Source organism: Pseudomonas sp. Pc102 (assembly GCF_018408275.1).
In the GTDB taxonomy this organism is placed as follows: domain Bacteria; phylum Pseudomonadota; class Gammaproteobacteria; order Pseudomonadales; family Pseudomonadaceae; genus Metapseudomonas; species Metapseudomonas tohonis.
The window spans coordinates 1,762,223-1,778,802 of the sequence record NZ_AP021905.1 but is presented as its reverse complement, the minus strand read 5'-3'; the positions used below and the strand labels follow the sequence as shown (position 1 = coordinate 1,778,802).

At 65.6% G+C, this 16,580-nt stretch carries 10 protein-coding genes; 5 read left to right on the top strand and 5 right to left on the bottom strand.

The annotated features are described in order from the left end of the window. Nucleotides 1–2: 2 nt before the first annotated feature. The 5 genes from PHLH3_RS08370 to PHLH3_RS08350 are packed head-to-tail and all read left to right on the top strand — an operon-like array spanning nt 3 to nt 5,820. Nucleotides 3–938 carry a DUF58 domain-containing protein gene (locus tag PHLH3_RS08370; RefSeq protein ID WP_213628874.1) on the top strand — a complete coding sequence of 312 codons (936 nt, stop codon included), beginning with the start codon at nt 3–5 and terminating at the stop codon, nt 936–938. Further along, nucleotides 935–1,429: a DUF4381 domain-containing protein gene (locus tag PHLH3_RS08365; protein ID WP_213628873.1), complete on the top strand. Its 495-nt coding sequence runs from the start codon at nt 935–937 to the stop codon at nt 1,427–1,429. The genes PHLH3_RS08370 and PHLH3_RS08365 overlap by 4 nt, the downstream gene beginning before the upstream one ends. Further along, a complete protein-coding gene (locus PHLH3_RS08360) occupies nt 1,422–2,441 on the top strand; it encodes a VWA domain-containing protein (protein ID WP_173173667.1) in 1,020 nt (339 codons plus the stop codon). Before PHLH3_RS08365 ends, PHLH3_RS08360 begins: the two co-directional genes overlap by 8 nt. Next, entirely contained in the window at nt 2,438–4,183 is a 1,746-nt protein-coding gene (locus PHLH3_RS08355; RefSeq protein WP_213628872.1) for a VWA domain-containing protein, read from the top strand. The genes PHLH3_RS08360 and PHLH3_RS08355 overlap by 4 nt, the downstream gene beginning before the upstream one ends. Continuing rightward, the gene (locus PHLH3_RS08350; protein ID WP_213628871.1) at nt 4,180–5,820 is read left to right on the top strand and encodes a BatD family protein; all 1,641 of its coding nucleotides are present in this window, start codon (nt 4,180–4,182) and stop codon (nt 5,818–5,820) included. The genes PHLH3_RS08355 and PHLH3_RS08350 overlap by 4 nt, the downstream gene beginning before the upstream one ends. Nucleotides 5,821–6,210: 390 nt before the next feature. On the opposite strand, the gene PHLH3_RS08345 is transcribed toward PHLH3_RS08350, so the two are convergent. The 5 genes from PHLH3_RS08345 to pepN all read right to left on the bottom strand — a co-directional run bounded on the left by PHLH3_RS08345 (nt 6,211) and on the right by pepN (nt 16,506). Beyond that, a complete protein-coding gene (locus PHLH3_RS08345) occupies nt 6,211–8,586 on the bottom strand; it encodes an RND family transporter (protein ID WP_213628870.1) in 2,376 nt (791 codons plus the stop codon). A gap of 18 nt (nt 8,587–8,604) precedes the next feature. After that, nucleotides 8,605–9,690 (bottom strand): YCF48-related protein, encoded by a 1,086-nt coding sequence (locus tag PHLH3_RS08340; protein ID WP_173173659.1) that lies wholly within the window; start codon nt 9,688–9,690, stop codon nt 8,605–8,607. A gap of 200 nt (nt 9,691–9,890) precedes the next feature. Next, nucleotides 9,891–11,258 carry a DUF1329 domain-containing protein gene (locus tag PHLH3_RS08335; protein ID WP_111259392.1) on the bottom strand — a complete coding sequence of 456 codons (1,368 nt, stop codon included), beginning with the start codon at nt 11,256–11,258 and terminating at the stop codon, nt 9,891–9,893. A 58-nt stretch (nt 11,259–11,316) separates the two neighbouring features. After that, complete coding sequence (locus PHLH3_RS08330; protein ID WP_213628869.1) at nt 11,317–13,320, bottom strand: DUF1302 domain-containing protein; 2,004 nt, start codon at nt 13,318–13,320, stop codon at nt 11,317–11,319. Between the two features lie 525 nt (nt 13,321–13,845). Continuing rightward, on the bottom strand, nt 13,846–16,506 hold the full coding sequence (gene pepN / locus PHLH3_RS08325; RefSeq protein ID WP_213628868.1) for an aminopeptidase N: 2,661 nt from the start codon (nt 16,504–16,506) through the stop codon (nt 13,846–13,848). Nucleotides 16,507–16,580: the final 74 nt, after the last annotated feature.

The following is a 16,580-nucleotide window of genomic DNA, read 5'->3' as shown; positions in this document are numbered from 1 at the left end:
CCATGGACAGCCCAGCCGCCCCGACCGGCATCAAGGTCAGCCTCGCCGAGCTGATCGACATGCGTCACCGCGTCCGCGAGGTGCAGCTGTTCTCCACGCCCTCGCGACGCAGCCCGCTCATCGGCCTGCACCATTCCAAGCTGCGTGGGCGCGGCGTCGACTTCGACCAGGTGCGCGTCTACCAGCCCGGTGACGACGTGCGCACCATCGACTGGCGCGTCACCGCGCGCACCCAGGAGCCGCACACCAAGCTGTTCCACGAAGAGCGCGAACGCCCGGTGTTCATCATGGTCGAGCAGAGCCAGCGGCTGTTCTTCGGCTCCGGGCAGATGTTCAAGTCGGTGCTCGCCGCCCACGCCGCCAGCCTCATCGGCTGGGCCGCCCTGGGCCACAACGACCGCATCGGCGGCCTGGTCTTCAGCGACTGCGAGCACCACGAGATCAAGCCCCGGCGCAGCAAGCAGAGCCTGCTGCAACTGCTCAACCGCCTGGTGCGCACCAACCAGGCACTCGGCGACCAGCAGGGCGCCACCCGCGAAGGCTTCAGCCTGGCCCTGCGCCGCGCCCGCGAAGTGCTGCGCCCCGGCAGCCTGGTGGTGATCCTCTGTGACGAGCGCACCCTGTCCGATACCTCGGAGCAGCAGCTCGCCCTGCTCGCCCGCCACACCGACCTGATCCTGCTGCCGTTGTCCGATCCGCTCGACCACGCCCTGCCCGCCGCCGGGCTGCTGCGCTTCACCGAGCTGGGAGCCAGGCTGGAGCTGGACACCCACAACCCCGAGCTGCGCCAGGCTTATCGCGACCAGGGCGACGCCCGCAAGGCACGCTGGCAGCGCCTGGCCCAACGCCTGGGCGTGCTGCTGCTGCCCCTGAGCACCCAGGCCGGTATGGTCGAGCAGTTGCGTGACCATCTGCAGCACCGCGGTGGCAAGCGATGAACCCACTGGACCAGCTGGAGCCGCTGATCGCCCCCGACGCCGTGCCCTGGTGGCCACCCGCGCCGGGCTGGTGGGTGCTGGCGGCGCTGCTGCCGCTATTGCTCTGGGGCCTCTGGCGCCTGCGCCACCGCCTGCCTCGCCGGCAACGCGGCGAGCGGGCGGAGCAGCCCCTGGAGCCCATGCGCGAGGCCGCCCTCCGGGAACTCGCCCAACTGCGCAAGCCCTACGACGGCGCGCCCGCAGGCCCCTGGTTGCAGCAGCTCAACGGCCTGCTCAAGCGCCTGTGCCGCCTGCACTATCCCAACGACCACAGCCTCACCCTCAGCGGCCGTGCCTGGCTGGCCTACCTGGACAACCGCTGCCCCGCCGCCGGCCTGACCCGCTGGATGGTGCTGGTGGAAGGCGCCTACCGCCCCGAGTGCAAGCTCGACGACAAGGCCATCGAGGGCCTGTCCCAGGCGGTCGACACCTGGATCCGCAAACATGTTTGAGCTCGCCTGGCCCTGGATCTTCCTGCTCGCGCCGCTGCCCTGGCTGCTGCGCGTGCTGCTGCCGCCGGCCGACAGCGGCGAGGCGGCGCTCAAGGTGAGCTTCCTCGGCGAGCTGGAGGCCCTCGCCGGCCGCCGCGCCCGCGCCAACCTGCCGGCCTGGCGCCAGCAGGCGCCGTTCATCCTGCTCTGGCTGCTGTTGCTCTGCGCCGCCGCGCGCCCGGAATGGGTGGGCGAGCCGCAACCCCTGCCGGCCAGCGGCCGCGACCTGCTGGTGGCGGTGGATGTGTCCGGCTCCATGGACTACGCCGACATGGAACTCGACGGCAAGGAAGTCAGCCGCCTGACCCTGGTGCAGCACCTGATGGGTGAATTCATCGACGGCCGCATCGGCGACCGCATCGGCCTGATCCTCTTCGGCAGCCAGGCGTATCTGCAGGCGCCACTGACCTTCGACCGGCAGACCGTGCACGTCTGGCTCGACGAGGCACTGATCGGCATCGCCGGCAAGAACACCGCCATCGGCGACGCCATCGGCCTGGCGGTGAAGCGCCTGCGCCAGCGCCCGGCCAACAGCCGCGTGCTGGTGCTGGTCACCGATGGCGCCAACACCGGCGGCGAGATCGAGCCGCTCACCGCCGCCCGCCTCGCCGCCGAGGAACAGGTGAAGATTTACACCATCGGCATCGGCGCCGACCCGGAACAGGGCGGCGTGCTCGGCATGTTCGGCCTCAACCCCGGCCTGGACCTGGACGAGCCGACCCTGCGCCGCATCGCCGAGCAGACCGGTGGCCGCTACTTCCGCGCCCGCTCCAGCAAGGAGCTGGAGGAGATCGAGCGCTCGCTTGACCAGCTGGAGCCCGTCTCGCAGCTGCCCAGCCAGGCCCGCCCCGCCTTGGCGCTGTATTGCTGGCCGCTGGGCGCCGCCCTCTTGCTGAGCCTGCTGCTGATCAGCCGCGAGCTGTGGCCGCACGCCCTGCAGCAACGGCCGCAGTGGCTGAGGAGACGCCCATGAGCGAACTCTGGCCGCACTGGTCGCGCCCGCTCTGGCTGCTCATGCTGCCGCTGCTGGCCTGGCTGATCTGGCAGCTCTGGCACCGCGAGCGCCGCAGCGGACGCTGGCAGCAACTGCTGCCCATCGCCTTCCAGCCCTGGCTGCTGGGCGGTGGCCGCGAACGCAACAACCGCCTGCCCTGGATCGCCCTCGGCCTGGCCTGGAGCCTGGGCCTGCTGGCACTGATCGGCCCCAGTTGGCAGCGGGTCGAGCAAAGCACGCAGAAACGCGCGGACCCGCTGGTGGTGATCCTCGAACTGACCCCCTCGATGCTCGCCTCCGACGTGCCGCCCACGCGCCTGGAGCAGGCCAAGCGCAAGCTGCGCGACCTGCTGGAAGCCCGCCACGATGCGCAGACCGCCATCGTCCTGTATGCCGGCAGCGCCCACAGCCTGGTGCCGCTCTCGGACGACCTGATGACCACCGGCAACCTGCTGGAGGCGCTCAAGCCATCGATCATGCCGGAGCCCGGCCAGCGCGCCGACCTCGCCGTGGAAAAGGCCCTCGCACTGCTCAAGCAGGGTGCCCAGGGCCAGGGCCGCCTGCTGCTGATCACCAGCAGCCTGAGCGAGGAGGAACGCAACGGCATCCGCCAGGCGCTCGGCTCGAAGAGCGAACGCCTGAGCATCCTCGGTATCGGCACGTCCCAGGGCGCCCCCATCGCCCAGGAGAACGGTGGCTTCATCAAGGACGCCCAAGGCGCCATCCTCCTGCCGCGCCTGGACGCCCCCAGCCTCAAGCGCTTCGCCAGCAGCCTGGGGGGCAGATACGCCACCGCCCGCGTCGACGAGCGCGACCTGCGCAACCTGGACCTGCTCGGCGGTGCCCGGACCCTGCGCGAAAGTGGTGAAACCACACGGCTGGAAGCCTGGGCCGACCAGGGCCACTGGCTGCTGCTGCCGCTGCTGCTGATCGCCGCCTGCGCCGGGCGCCGGGGCTGGATCTTCTGCCTGCCGCTGTTCTTCGTACTGCCCCGCCCTGCCCTGGCCTTCGAGCCGGAGGACCTGTGGTTGCGACCCGACCAGCAGGGCCAGCGCCTGCTGGAAGCCCGGCAGAGCGCCGAGGCGGCCCGTCGCTTCGAGGACCCACGCTGGCAGGGCTATGCGCTCTACGAGGCCGGCAAGCACGCCGAAGCCGCCGAACGTTTCGCCGGTGGCGACAGCGCCGCCGACCACTACAACCGTGGCAACGCGCTGGCCAGGGCCGGCCAGCTGGAGGCCGCCCTGGACGCCTACGAATCAGCCCTCGAGCGTGAACCGGACCTGCAGCCGGCGCTGAAGAACAAGGCGCTGGTGGAACAGATGCTGCAACAGCAGAAGCAGCAGCAATCGCAACAGCCGCAGGACGGCCAGCAGGGCCAGCAGCAGCCCCAGGAGCAACCCTCCGCCGGCCAGGGTGGCGACCCGGAGAAAAGCGAGGAGAAGGACGAGCAGCAGAGCGCCGAAGGCGCTTCCGCCACACCACCCGAAGAAGGCAAGCCACCGGGCCAGCAGGCCGGTACGCAGGAGCAGCCGGCCGAGCCCGGGCAGAAGCCCGAGGGCCAGCAGCAACCCGCGGACGCACCCGGCAAGGCCGAGCCCCTGGGCGATGAGCGCCGCCAGTCCCTGGAGCAATGGCTGCGGCAGATTCCCGACGACCCCGCCGAACTGCTGCGCCGCAAGTTTTGGTACGAACAGCAACGCCGCCAGGAAAACCAAGAATGATGCGCCTCCTCTGCGCCCTCCTCCTCAGCCTGCTGGCCTGCACCGCCAGCGCGGCGGGCTTCACCGCCAGCGTCGACCGCGCGCGCCTCAGCGAGGGCGAGACGGTGGAGCTGATCCTGGAGTCTTCCGACCCGACGCTGTTCGGCAAGCCCGACCTCAAGCCGCTGGAGTCGCTCTTCGAGGTGCTCGGCACCCGCCAGATCAACCGCATCAGTACGCTAAACGGCCAGGACGACCGCGCCACGCGCTGGATCGTCACCCTGCAGCCGAAGCAGAGCGGCTTCGTGGTGATCCCGCCGCTGCGCCTGGGCGAGGCCGAGACCCGGCCGATCACCCTGCACATCCAGAAGAGCGACAACGCCGCCGGCAACAGCAAGCTCGCCCCGGTGTTCATCGACGCCAGCCTGGACGAGGAAAGCGTCTACGTGCAGGCGCAGACCATCCTCACCCTGCGCATCTACCACTCCGTATCACTGTACGACGACAGCAGCCTGACCCCGCTGCAGATGGCCGATGCGCGCATCGAGCAACTGGGCGAGCCGCGCACCTACGAGAAGGAGATCAACGGCATCCGCCACGGCGTGATCGAACTGCGCTACGCGATCTTCCCGCAGAAGAGCGGCCAACTGAGCATCCCTGCCCAGGTGTTCAGCGCGACCCTGGTGGAGCGCTCCGGGCAGAACGACTACCAGCCCTTCGGCCCGCGCCCGGGTCGCCTGACACGGGTCAGCTCGCCGGAAATCCCGCTGACGGTGAAGGCCAAGCCGGCCGAGTACCCCGCCGATGCCCCCTGGCTGCCGGCACGCAACCTGACCCTGGCCGAGGCCTGGAACCCGGAGCCGGACAAGGCCCAGGTCGGCGACTCGCTGACCCGCAGCCTGATGGTCAAGGTCGAGGGCCTGGCCAGCGCCCAGCTGCCCGCCCTGCCCGCCACCCATGCACCGGGCCTGCGCCGTTATCCCGACCAGCCGCAGCTCTCCAACCAGGCCAGCGAGCGCGGCGTGCTCGGCAGCCGCGAGGAACGCGAGGCATTGGTGCCCACCACCAGCGGGCGCATCGAATTGCCGCCGGTTGAAGTGGTCTGGTGGAACACCCGCGAGGATCACCTGGAACGCAGCCAACTGCCGGGGCGCACCCTGGAAGTGGCCAACAACCCCGCACTCGAACCGGAAGCACCGGTGGAAAGCGCCCATGACGCCCAGCGCGTGGTCGAGGGTCCGCCACTGTGGCCCTGGAAGCTCGCCACGCTGCTGCTGGCCCTGACCACGCTACTGGGCTTCGGCCTGTGGTGGCACGCCCGCCGGCAACCGGCGATCCTGCCCACCGCGCAGACCGGCCCCAGCCCGCGCACCCTGCTGGACGACCTCAAGCGCGCCTGCCTGGCCAACGATCCCCACGCCACGCGCCAGGCCCTGGACGCCTGGGCGCGGCAACAACCGGAAACCCTGGCGGACATGGCCGCACGCTTCGTGCCGCTGTCCGACGCCATGGATGGCCTCAACGGCGCCCTCTACAGCGAGAGCGGCCAGCACTGGCAGGGCGAGGAGCTGTGGAAGGCCATCCGCGCCCTGCCAACCCCGCAGGTCCAGCAGCAGGCCGCTGGCGAAAGCGGGCTGCCGCCGCTCTATCCGCGCTGACCCGCACCCGACCAGAACCCCGGGTGCGGCTTCGTGGCCGTGCGTCAACGCAGGAAAGGCGTGGCTGCCCAGGAATGAAGTCCGGGCTACAGGGTGAGAACGTGCTTGCGGTGCAAGGCGGGTGGAACCCGCTGGAGCCTCCTGCCGAACCCTGTCGGGTTGCACCCGACCTACCAACGCCCCAGATGTGGTCTCGTAGCCCGTGCTTCAGCACGGGGAGAGTATGGCGCGCTCCCGGGCTGAATCCGGGCTACGGAGCCGGGCGCACAGGCGTTAGGGTTGCTGGGCGACTGAAGTCGCCCCTACAGGTTTGTGCGCGTGAGTTGCGGGTAGTTGATCGCCCATAAAAAAACCGCGGCCTGGGCCGCGGTTTCTTCATTGCCTTGAGGCTTAGTGGGCCAGCAGCGAACCACCGGTCTTGCCCGCCAGCTTCTCGGGGCGGATCAGGAAGCGTGCCAGGGCAGGCAGCAGCCAGAGCGCACCGAACATGTTGACGATGAACATGAAGGTCAGCATCAGGCCCATGTCGGCCTGGAACTTGATCGCCGAGAACATCCAGGTCGCCACGCCGATGGCCAGGCACAGGCCGGTGAAGAGCACCGCCTTGCCGGTGGACTTCAGCGTCTGGTAGTAGGCCTCCTGCAGCGGCAGGCCGGCACGCAGGAAGCTTTCCAGGCGGCTGTAGATGTAGATGCCGTAGTCGACACCGATACCCACGCCCAACGCCACGACCGGCAGCGTCGCCACCTTCACGCCGATACCGAGGAAGGCCATCAGCGCGTTGCCCAGCACCGAGGTGAGGATCAGCGGCAGCACGATGCAGATGGTCGCGGCGATGGAGCGGAAGGTGATCAGGCACATCACTGCCACGCAGATGTAGACCAGGATCAGGATGGTCAGCTCGGACTGGGCGATCACCTCGTTGGTGGCCGCTTCGATGCCGGCGTTACCGGCGGCGAGCATGAACTCCAGCCCTTCCTTGTTGTGTTCCTTGGCGAAGCCTTCGACCGCCTTGACCGCGCGCTGCAGGGTCTCGGCCTTGTGGTCGTTGAGGAACACCAGCACCGGTGCCAGGGAGCAGTCGGTGTTGTACAGGCCATCGGCACGGCTGATGGAGTTGTTCAGCACGTCCTGGTTGCGCGACAGGGTTTCCCACTTCAGGTTGCCCTCGTTCATCCCCTTGATCACCTGCTTGGACACGGTGACCATCGAGATGGCGGATTGCACGCCCTGGGTGTTCTCCATCGTCCACATCAGCTCGTCGATCGGCGCCAGCGCTTCGTGCGTGGAGCAGCCTTCCGGCGCGGTCTTGACCATCACCACGAGCACGTCGGAGCTGGTGGAGTAGTTGCTGATGATGAAGTTGTTGTCCTTGTTGTAGCGCGAGTCGGGACGCAGTTCCGGCGCGCCCTGGTCGAGGTCGCCGATCTTCAGGTTCTGGCCGTACCAGAGGCCGCCACCGAAGGCGGCCAGGGCGACGACCACGGAGATCGGGGCAACGACCGGATGGGCGAAGTTGGACAGCAGGCGCCAGAACGGGTGTTCGCGGGTCGCGTCTTTCTTGCTGCGCTCGATGGCCTTCTTGCTGATGCCGACGTAGGAGATGGCGACCGGCAGCAGGATCAGGTTGGTGAACACGATCACCGCCACGCCGATGGAGGCGCCGATGGCCAGCTCGCGGATCACGCCGATGTCGATGATCAGCAGGGTGATGAAGCCCACGGCGTCGGCCAGGATGGCGATCATGCCCGGCAGGAACAGCTGGCGGAAGGTACGCCGGGCCGCCGTCAGGGCGTTGTCCGCATCGCTCGATTGCAGGGCGATGCCGTTGATCTTCTGCACCCCGTGGGAGATGCCGATGGCGAAGATCAGGAACGGCACCAGCATCGAGTAGGGGTCGAGACCGAAGCCCACCGAGTGCATCAGGCCCAGCTGCCAGATCACCGCCACCAGGGTGGTGGAGAGCACGGCGATGGTGCTGCGGATACACCAGGTGAACCAGTACAGCAGCACCAGGGTGGTGAGGAAGGCGATGCCGAAGAAGGCCACGACCATGATCAGGCCGTCGATCAGGTCACCGACCTTCTTGGCGAAGCCGACGATGTGCACCTGAACGTTGGGGTTCTGGGCCTGGTACTTGTCGCGGATCTTCTCTTCCAGCTCATGGGAGAACTGGCGGTAGTCGAGCTTGAGCAGCTTGCCCTGGTCGTTCGGGTCCGGATAGGACTCGAGCAGCGGCACGTCGACGATGCTGGACTTGAAGTTGTTGGCCACCAGGCGGCCGATCTGGCCGGACTTGAGCACGTTGTTGCGCAGCTCGTCCAGGCTGTCGTCGGAACCGTCGTAGGTCTGCGGGATCACCTCGCCGCCGGCGAAGCCTTCCTCGGTGACCTCGGTCCAGCGCACGCTGGGGCTCCACAGGGACTTCAGGCCGGAACGGTCGACGCCGGGAATGTAGAACACCTCGTCGTGGATCTGACGCAGGGTGTCCATGTACTCCTTGCTGAAGATGTCCCCGTCCTTGGCTTCCACCGAGATACGCACGGTGTTGCCCAGGTTCGCCAAGTCGTTGCGGTGCTCCATCATCTTCTGGATGAAGGGGTGGTGCAGCGGGATCATCTTCTCGAAGCTGGTGGACGGACGCACCTGGGTGGCCTGCCAGAAGAGGAAGATGCTGACCAGCAGGCAGATGACGATCACGGCCGGCCGGTTGTTGAAGATCAGGCGTTCCAGGAAGGTCGCCTTGTCCTGGTGATGGTTACTCATCGAAACTCCCCCGGCTCGTTATTGTTGGCCCAGCTCGGCGCCAGTCGGCGAGGCGACGCGCGCTCCGCCCTGTCCCACCAGGATCAGGTTGCCTTTGGTATCTGCGGTGGCGCTGGCCAGCGACAGGCGATCGGAACGGTTGACCACGCTGAAGGTGCGACCGGCATCGGTGCTCTTCAGGACGCTGCCACCATGGCCGACCACCAGCAGGGTGCCGTCATCGAGCAGGGTGCCGCCGGAAAGACCGAACTCCAGGGTGCCGCCACGGGCATTCTTGAGTGCGATGGTTTCCCAGGTCTTGCCGAAGTCGGCGGAGCGGAACAGGTGCCCACGCAGGCCATAGGCCACGACCACGCCCGGCTCGTTGGTGCCGGTGGCGCCGAACAGGGAACCCTCGTAGGGGCCCTCTAGGCGCTCCCAGGTCTGGCCCCAGTCGGGCGAGCGGAACATGCTGCCCATCTCGCCGACGATGAACAGGCCGGAGTCCTTCACCGCCGTGATGGCGTTGATGTGGTACTGGTCTTCGTTGTCCAGGCGGTCGCTGACGTCTTCCCAGTTCTTGCCACCGTCCTCGGTGGTCAGCAGGGCGCCGTAGGAGCCGACGGCGAAGCCGGTGCTGGCATCCTTGAACCAGACGTCGAGCAGCGGAGCCTCACGCTCCAGGTCCTCGAACTGCTGGGTCCAGGTGGCGCCACCGTCCTCGCTGGCGAGGATCTGGGCGTCATGGCCGACGGCCCAGCCCTTCTTGTCGTCGACGAAGTAGACGGCGGTCAGCATCTGGCGGGTCGGCACCTTGGCCTGGGTCCAGGTCTTGCCGTCGTCATCGGAATAGAGGATGTGCCCACGGTCGCCGACGGCGACGAGGCGCTTGCCGGCATGGGCGATATCCAGCAGCAGGCTGCTGGCCGCCTTGGGCGATTCGATGGAGAACACGGGTGCTGATTCGGCAGCTTGCGCGATGGGCGCGGCGCCGAGAGTCAGGACGGAGAGCACACTGAACAGCGAGAGCGCTTTGGCCAGCGGCGAGTGGAAGCGGAACGCCGGTTGCGCAAGGGACTGCACGTCATGACCGGACTGGGTGCGCCGCAGGACGGGCTCACTCATACACCTTTCCCCCTTATTGTTATAGGTGGACCTTGCCTTTTGGCAGGCCGCCTATGCTATCCAGCTTTGGAAAGCCATGACAATCGGCTGGACGTTATGTTTTGTTAAGGCAAACCCGCGTGATTGAGGGCTTATCAGGGGCCCTGATAGCAAAAAGGCCGCTACGTTTGTAGCGGCCTTTTCGTCAGGCTACAAGGCGCTTATCGGGTACCGCGGCGACGCAGTGCCGAAGGCTTGAAGTAGCCGTCGTCCGGAACAGCCTGGGTGAAGTCGATGGTGGTCGGCTCTTCGTTGTCCAGGTTCTGCACGTGGTAGCGACGGGCCTGAAGGTCATGGAACACGTCCAGTGCGGACCAGGTGGTCGGCAGGTCGTAGTAGTTCTTCAGATAGGCCATCGATACACGCCACAGCTCGCCACGACCGTCGTACTGGTCGACCACGGCGGCTTGCCAGCTGTCCTCGTCGAGGAACAGGGTGCGCTTGGAGTAGATGTGGCGGGCGCCGGACTTCAGCGTGCCCTCGACGACCCACACGCGGTGCAGTTCGTTGCGGGTGACGGCCGGGTTCAGGTGGCCGGGCTGCAGCAGGTCCTTGTACTTAACTTCAGGGCTGGAGACCTTGTAGTTGTTGTACGGGATGTAGATTTCCTTCTTGCCCACCAGTTTCCAGTCGTAGCGATCCGGAGCACCGTTGAACATGTCAGTGTCGTCGGCGGTACGCAGGCCGTCGGCGGCGGCGATCGGGGTGTCGTAGGCCAGGTTCGGCGCACGGCGCACGCGACGCTGGCCGGCGTTGTAGCCCCAGGCCTGACGCGGCTCCTTCACCTGGTCCAGGGTCTCGTGCACCAGCACGGCGCCACCGGCCAGGCGGGCCGGGCTCTTGGTGAAGGACAGGTAGTAGAACAGGATGTTGTTCAGGTCGGCGTACGAACCTTTCGGGTTGTAGTACTTGAACAGGGCTTCCTGCTGCGAGGTGACCAGGGAGTAGTCGCCATTGCGCTGCACGGCCACTTCGGAGGCGCGACGCACGATGTAGGAACCGCGGTAGCGGACGATGTGGTTCCACAGCGCCTCTACGCCGTTCTGCGGGATCGGGAACGGGATGCCGCCGTAGGCGTCGGCGAAACCGTTGCCGCCGTCCAGCAGCTTGGCGGTGGTGGCGTTCTTGATGGTGTTGTCATACACCCACTGCGGCGCGGAACCGGAGCGGCGGGTCGGGTAGACCGGCATCTGGAAGGTGGTCGGGTAGGCATTGAACAGGGCGATCTGACCCGGGGTCAGGTTGGCCTTGTACTGGTCCAGGTTCGCCTTGGTGATGGTGTACAGCGGCTTGTCTTCCGGGAACGGATCGACATGATGCTGGCCCGGCTTGTAGCCGGCCGGAGCCTGGGTGATGCCACCGGTCCAGGCCGGGATGGTACCGGCGGCGTTGCCGGCCTTCTCGGCACCGAAGGGCGTCAGGCTAGTGCCCAGTTTGGCGGCTTCCTGAGCCGACACCGCGGCCAGTGCGCTACCGGCGGACAGTGCGAAAGCGACTGCCGCGCCAACCAGCGAAAGCTTTTTCAGCATGTTGGTTCTCCGTGAGGGTTCAGCGGCGGGCACCCGCAGGTGCCCGCATTCTTTCTAGTTAGAAGGAGTACTTGACGTTGACGCCGATATTGTCGCGATCGCGGCTGGAGTTGTTCTGGCCGGCGCCATAGAACTCGGTGTACTGGATCTCGCCTTCCAGGCTGTTCAGGTAGCTCGCCTTGAGGCCGACGGTGTAGGCCTTGCGACCTTCGATGAAGTTGCCGGTCTGGTGGGAGTTGCCTTGGAAGTCGTCTTTGTAGACCACGAACGGAGAAACGTTCACACCGGCGTACACATCGTTCCAGGTACCGGACAGGACGAGGGTGTAGCCATAGGAGTCCTTGTTGACCTGATCTCCACGATCACCGCCGGACACATAGGAACTATTGCCACGACCGGAGTAGTAACGATTAACGCCGTTGTAACCGGTGTATTGCAGGTCGCTGCCACGCAGGTGCTCGGACGCAAGCTCGGCGACGCCGATCAGCGAGTCGAAGCTCAGGCTGGGTCCGAAGTTGTGAATGGCACCCAGAGAGGTATTGAAGACCTCGACGCGCTCGTAGTTGTGGATCGAGTCGCCTAGGCGAACGGTATTGCCGGCGATCTGGGCCGAGCCGTTAAGGCCACCAAGCGCGCTGGAAATCGGACCGGTGTTGACCAGTTTTGCAGCCTGACCGATCAGGTCGCCCAACAGGTCGTTGGTGGTCGCAATACCGATCGGCATGTTCGGGCGATAAGCCAGCTCACCGAATACCGAGGTTTCCTGAATGGTGGTGTTGAAGCTCAAACCGAACATGCGGATGTCTTCGGCATACTCACGACGCGCCTGGACATTCGCCAAGGTATCGAGCGTAGCGAGACCGCCAGCTGCCTGGATGTTGGCCGGGGTCAAGCCACCTGGCAGAAGGCCGGCGACGGTATCAAGGTTGACGCCTTTGTAATTGCCCAGATCGGCATAGATGCTCGGCTCTTTCGCGTGGTAGTTCACGTAGTAGAAACCGAACTCGGTCGAATTGAGCTCTTCGGCGATGTAGCGGAACGCGACGCCGTACTGCCCATCGTTCTTGGCATTCAGGTCGGTGCCGATATTGGCGACTTTTACGATCTGGTTGCCTGGGTAAACAAAGTTCTTTCCACCAGCGCAAAGGCCGCCAACCTGACCAGCACACAAGCCACCAGCGCCCGCGTTGTAGAACTGAACGAGTGAAGCACCACCCAAGGCTGCCTGGGGAGCAGTCAGCGCACTACCAGCCAGGCTGGTGTATGCAGTATTGCCGCCATCGGCAAACAGGTCAGTTTCGGAGAAGAAAGTACCGCTCGGATCAATCGCGCTTTCCTTCCAGTTGAACTGGTAGAAGGTTTCCATCGACAGGTTGTCGGTCAGGCCGACGTTGAAGCTCAGGGCTTCGACCGGCACCAGAACCTCTTTCAGCTCGGAGCCCGGCAGGCGGAACTTGGCAGCATCCAGCGGGTTGGTGGTGTTGATGCCACCCCGGTAGAAGATGCCTTCGCCCCAGTTGAAGACCTGCTTGCCGATACGGCCGGTGACCGGCATGTCGGCAATGTCCCAGTTGCCATACAGGTAGGCATCGAGGATCTGCGCATCACGACCGGCCTTGTGGCGAGTATCGTGAGTGAAGCGGTCGTCGTTCGGGTAGCTCTGGCTAGGCTGGCGCGGAGTGTTGTTGTCGTAGTAATCGTTGCGCTTGTCCATGATCTGGGTGTCATAGAAAGCGGTGCCGCGAACGAACACACCGTAGTTCTTGTAAGTCGCTTCCAGGTCGGACGTGATCTTGTACACCTCGGAAACCAGGCCGGTGTCGAAGTTACGGTTGCCGTCGTTGGTGTTGATGTCGTTGTTGGTCTTGTCCTGGCCCTGGACGCGCCACAGTTGGCCGTAGGAGACGGTGGTGTCGATGGAACCGCTGATCTCGTCGTCGGCGAAGCTGAATTCGACCGCCTGGGCCTGGACGGCGCACATCAGGGGCAGGAGACCGGCGAGGGCGTAGCCGGCCGTAGCCGGAGCGAAGCGCAACTGGGGCTTGCGGGACTTGAGTTCCATCGAGACTTTACTCCGTGGACAGATCATTCATTTGTTATTACGGCCCCGTCTGGCAGGGACGCTGTTCAGCCGCTCGTGCGACCTTTCTTCTGGCGTGGGCGGAAGCACCAACGCGTCTGAACCGCGGCCTCCGGCAATTCTTGCGGGACTGGAGGGCCTGGGACGGCGTCGAGACGTGCAACCATGGTGCCAAGTGCACGCTTATGGGTCGTTATATTTTTCTGAACGAAGGGACAGATTAAATTCAAACGAGTGACTGATCATCCACTGATCAAATCTTACGAATCGTCCGATTTTGTCCTACAAGGTGGCTCGATTTGTCACTCAAAACCACACCTATAGCGCTTGCGCACTCATACCTCGCTCACCCCGTCAAGAAAGAAATGCCAGGGAACAGGCCATTTACGCCTCAGAGACCGAAGGGATATTCCTTTGAGTAACAAAAAAGTGTTACCGGCAGATTGCCAGTAACACTTGTCGACGCCGGGGAAACGGCAGAGGAACCACGGACGTGGTCCCGGAGGGTCAGGCGAGGCTCTTGCTCACCACTTCATAGACATCGCTGGACAGCTCGCCGGAGGCGAGGATGCGTTCCAGCTCGGCCCGCATCAGCGTCTGCCGCGCCTCGTCGTACTTGCGCCAGCGGGTCAACGGCGCCAGCTGGCGCGAGGCGATCTGCGGGTTCAGCGCGTTGAGGGTGATCACATGGTCGGCGAGGAAGCGGTAGCCCGCCCCATCGGCCCGGTGGAAGTTCACCAGGTTCTGGTTGGCGAAGGCGCCGATCAACGCACGCACCTTGTTCGGGTTCTTCAAGGTGAAGGCCTTGTGGCCCATCAGCGCCTGCACGCGCTCCAGCCCCCCCGGCAGGGTGCTGCCGGCCTGGACGCTGAACCACTGGTCCATCACCAGCGGGTTGTCCTTGAAGTGATCGGCGAAGCTCGCCAGCGCCCTGGCCTTCTCGTCCTCGAAACCGGAGTTGACCAGCACCGAGAGCGCGGTCAGGCGTTCGGTCATGTTGTCGCAGGCCTCGAACTGTTCCAGGCAGGCCTGGAGAACCTCGGCCTTGCCACTGAGCATCAGGTAGGACAGGGCGATGTTCTGCAGGGTGCGACGGGCAAAGTGCTCGGCGGAGGCGACATAGGGCGTCTCGCGCGAGAGGGCACGATTGGCCTGGTAGCGCGCCAGCAGTTGCGGGAACAGGGCATCGCTGATCGACCGGCGGGCGAACTCGCGCGCCGCATGGATGGCGTCGACATCGGCGACTTCGCTGATCTCGGTGAGATAGGCCTCGCTGGGCAGCGAGAGCATCTCGGCCACCATCGCCTGGTCCAGCGACTCGTCCTCCAGCAGGCTGCGCAAGGCATCCAGCAGGCGGGTGTCCAGCACCAGCGCCTCGCCACGCTGGTGCTGGCCGATCAGTTCCTGCAGCACCTGCACGGAGAGCTGCTGACCGGCGTCCCAGCGGTTGAAGCCGTCGCTGTCGTGCTGCATGAGGAACATCAGCTGGTCGCGCCCATAGGGGAAGCTCAGCTTCACCGGGGCGGACAGCCCGCGCAGCAGCGAGGGCAGCGGCTTCTCGGCGATATCGACGAAGGTGAAGGTCTGCTCGGCCTCGGTCACCGAGATCACCCGGTTGCCGCCAAGGGCCTCGCCCTCGCCCGCCAGGCGCAGCGGCAGGTCGTTGCCGGCGGCATCCAGCAGGCCGAGCTCGACGGGAATGACGAAGGGCAGCTTCTCGGCCTGGCCGGGGGTCGCCGGGCAGCTCTGGCGGAAGGTCAGGCTGTAGGTCCTGGCGGCGGCATCGAAGGCTTCCTCGACGGCGAGGCGCGGCGTACCGGCCTGGCTGTACCAGCGCTTGAACTGGGTCAGGTCGACGCCGTTGGCATCTTCCATGGCCTTGACGAAGTCGTCGCAGGTCACGGCCTGGCCGTCATGGCGCTCGAAGTACAGGTCGGTGCCCTTGCGGAAGCCCTCGGCGCCCAACAGGGTGTGGATCATGCGCACCACTTCCGAGCCCTTCTCGTAGACGGTCAGGGTGTAGAAGTTGGAGATCTCGATGAACGAATCCGGGCGCACCGGGTGGGCCATGGGGCCCGCATCCTCGGCGAACTGGTTGGTACGCAGGAAGGCCACGTCCTCGATGCGCTTGACGGTGCGCGAGTTCATGTCGGCGGAGAACTCGGCATCGCGGAACACGGTGAAGCCTTCCTTGAGCGACAGCTGGAACCAGTCGCGGCAGGTCACGCGGTTGCCCGACCAGTTGTGGAAGTACTCGTGCGCCACCACCGCCTCGACGCGCTGGTGGGCGGCGTCGGTGGCGGTCTCGGCCCTGGCCAGCACGCAGCTGGAGTTGAAGATGTTGAGCCCCTTGTTCTCCATGGCGCCCATGTTGAAATCGTTGACCGCCACGATCATGAAGATGTCCAGGTCGTACTCGCGGCCGTAGACCTCCTCGTCCCAGCGCATGGACTTCTTCAGGCTGTCCATGGCGTGCTGCACCTTGTCGATGTTCTCCGGCTCGACGTAGATGCGCAGGGTCACCTCGCGCTGGGTCATGGTGGTGAACACGTCTTCCACGCACCAGAGGTCGCCCGCCACCAGGGCGAACAGGTAGGCCGGCTTCTTGAACGGGTCTTCCCAGGTCGCCCAGTGGCGACCGCCCTCCTCCGCCCCGCTGGCCACCGGGTTGCCGTTGGACAGCAACACCGGGTAGCGATGCTGCTCGGCGCTGACGGTGGTGGTGAACCTGCTCATCACATCCGGGCGGTCGAGGTAGTAGGTGATCTTGCGGAAGCCCTCGGCCTCGCACTGGGTGCAGAACATGCTGCCGGACTTGTACAGGCCTTCCAGCGCGGTATTGCTCTCTGGGTGGATGCGCACCGTGCTGTCGAGGGTGAAGCTGTCGCTGACGGGCTGCAGGGTCAGGTGGCTGTCGGTCAACTGGTAGTCGGCGGCACCGAGCTCGCGGTCGTCCATGGACAGCGCCAGCAGCTCCAGCTGCTGGCCGTCCAGGACCAGCGCGGGCAGGCTGCCGTCGGCGCGTTCGGGGTTGCGGCGCATCACCAGCTGGGCGTGGACCAGGGTGTGGTCCTCGTGCAGCTCGAAGGTCAGGGTGGTCTCGTCGATCAGGTAGTCCGGCGCCTGATAGTCCTTGAGGTGGATGACTTTCGGTTGTTCGGTTCGCATGCTTGCCTCTCCGAGGCAGCCCGGGCGCGATGCCCCGGCTGCGGTGTGTGTTCCTGCCAGGCGGGGCGGTGCGG

What these genes read in the sequence shown, in the direction of transcription:
- PHLH3_RS08345 (WP_213628870.1), bottom strand. Translation starts at nt 8,586, where the DNA reads ATGAGTAACCATCACCAGGACAAGGCGACCTTCCTGGAACGCCTGATC.
- PHLH3_RS08370 (WP_213628874.1), top strand. Translation starts at nt 3, where the DNA reads ATGGACAGCCCAGCCGCCCCGACCGGCATCAAGGTCAGCCTCGCCGAG.
- PHLH3_RS08360 (WP_173173667.1), top strand. Translation starts at nt 1,422, where the DNA reads ATGTTTGAGCTCGCCTGGCCCTGGATCTTCCTGCTCGCGCCGCTGCCC.
- PHLH3_RS08335 (WP_111259392.1), bottom strand. Translation starts at nt 11,258, where the DNA reads ATGCTGAAAAAGCTTTCGCTGGTTGGCGCGGCAGTCGCTTTCGCACTG.
- PHLH3_RS08340 (WP_173173659.1), bottom strand. Translation starts at nt 9,690, where the DNA reads ATGAGTGAGCCCGTCCTGCGGCGCACCCAGTCCGGTCATGACGTGCAG.
- pepN (WP_213628868.1), bottom strand. Translation starts at nt 16,506, where the DNA reads ATGCGAACCGAACAACCGAAAGTCATCCACCTCAAGGACTATCAGGCG.
- PHLH3_RS08355 (WP_213628872.1), top strand. Translation starts at nt 2,438, where the DNA reads ATGAGCGAACTCTGGCCGCACTGGTCGCGCCCGCTCTGGCTGCTCATG.
- PHLH3_RS08330 (WP_213628869.1), bottom strand. Translation starts at nt 13,320, where the DNA reads ATGGAACTCAAGTCCCGCAAGCCCCAGTTGCGCTTCGCTCCGGCTACG.
- PHLH3_RS08365 (WP_213628873.1), top strand. Translation starts at nt 935, where the DNA reads ATGAACCCACTGGACCAGCTGGAGCCGCTGATCGCCCCCGACGCCGTG.
- PHLH3_RS08350 (WP_213628871.1), top strand. Translation starts at nt 4,180, where the DNA reads ATGATGCGCCTCCTCTGCGCCCTCCTCCTCAGCCTGCTGGCCTGCACC.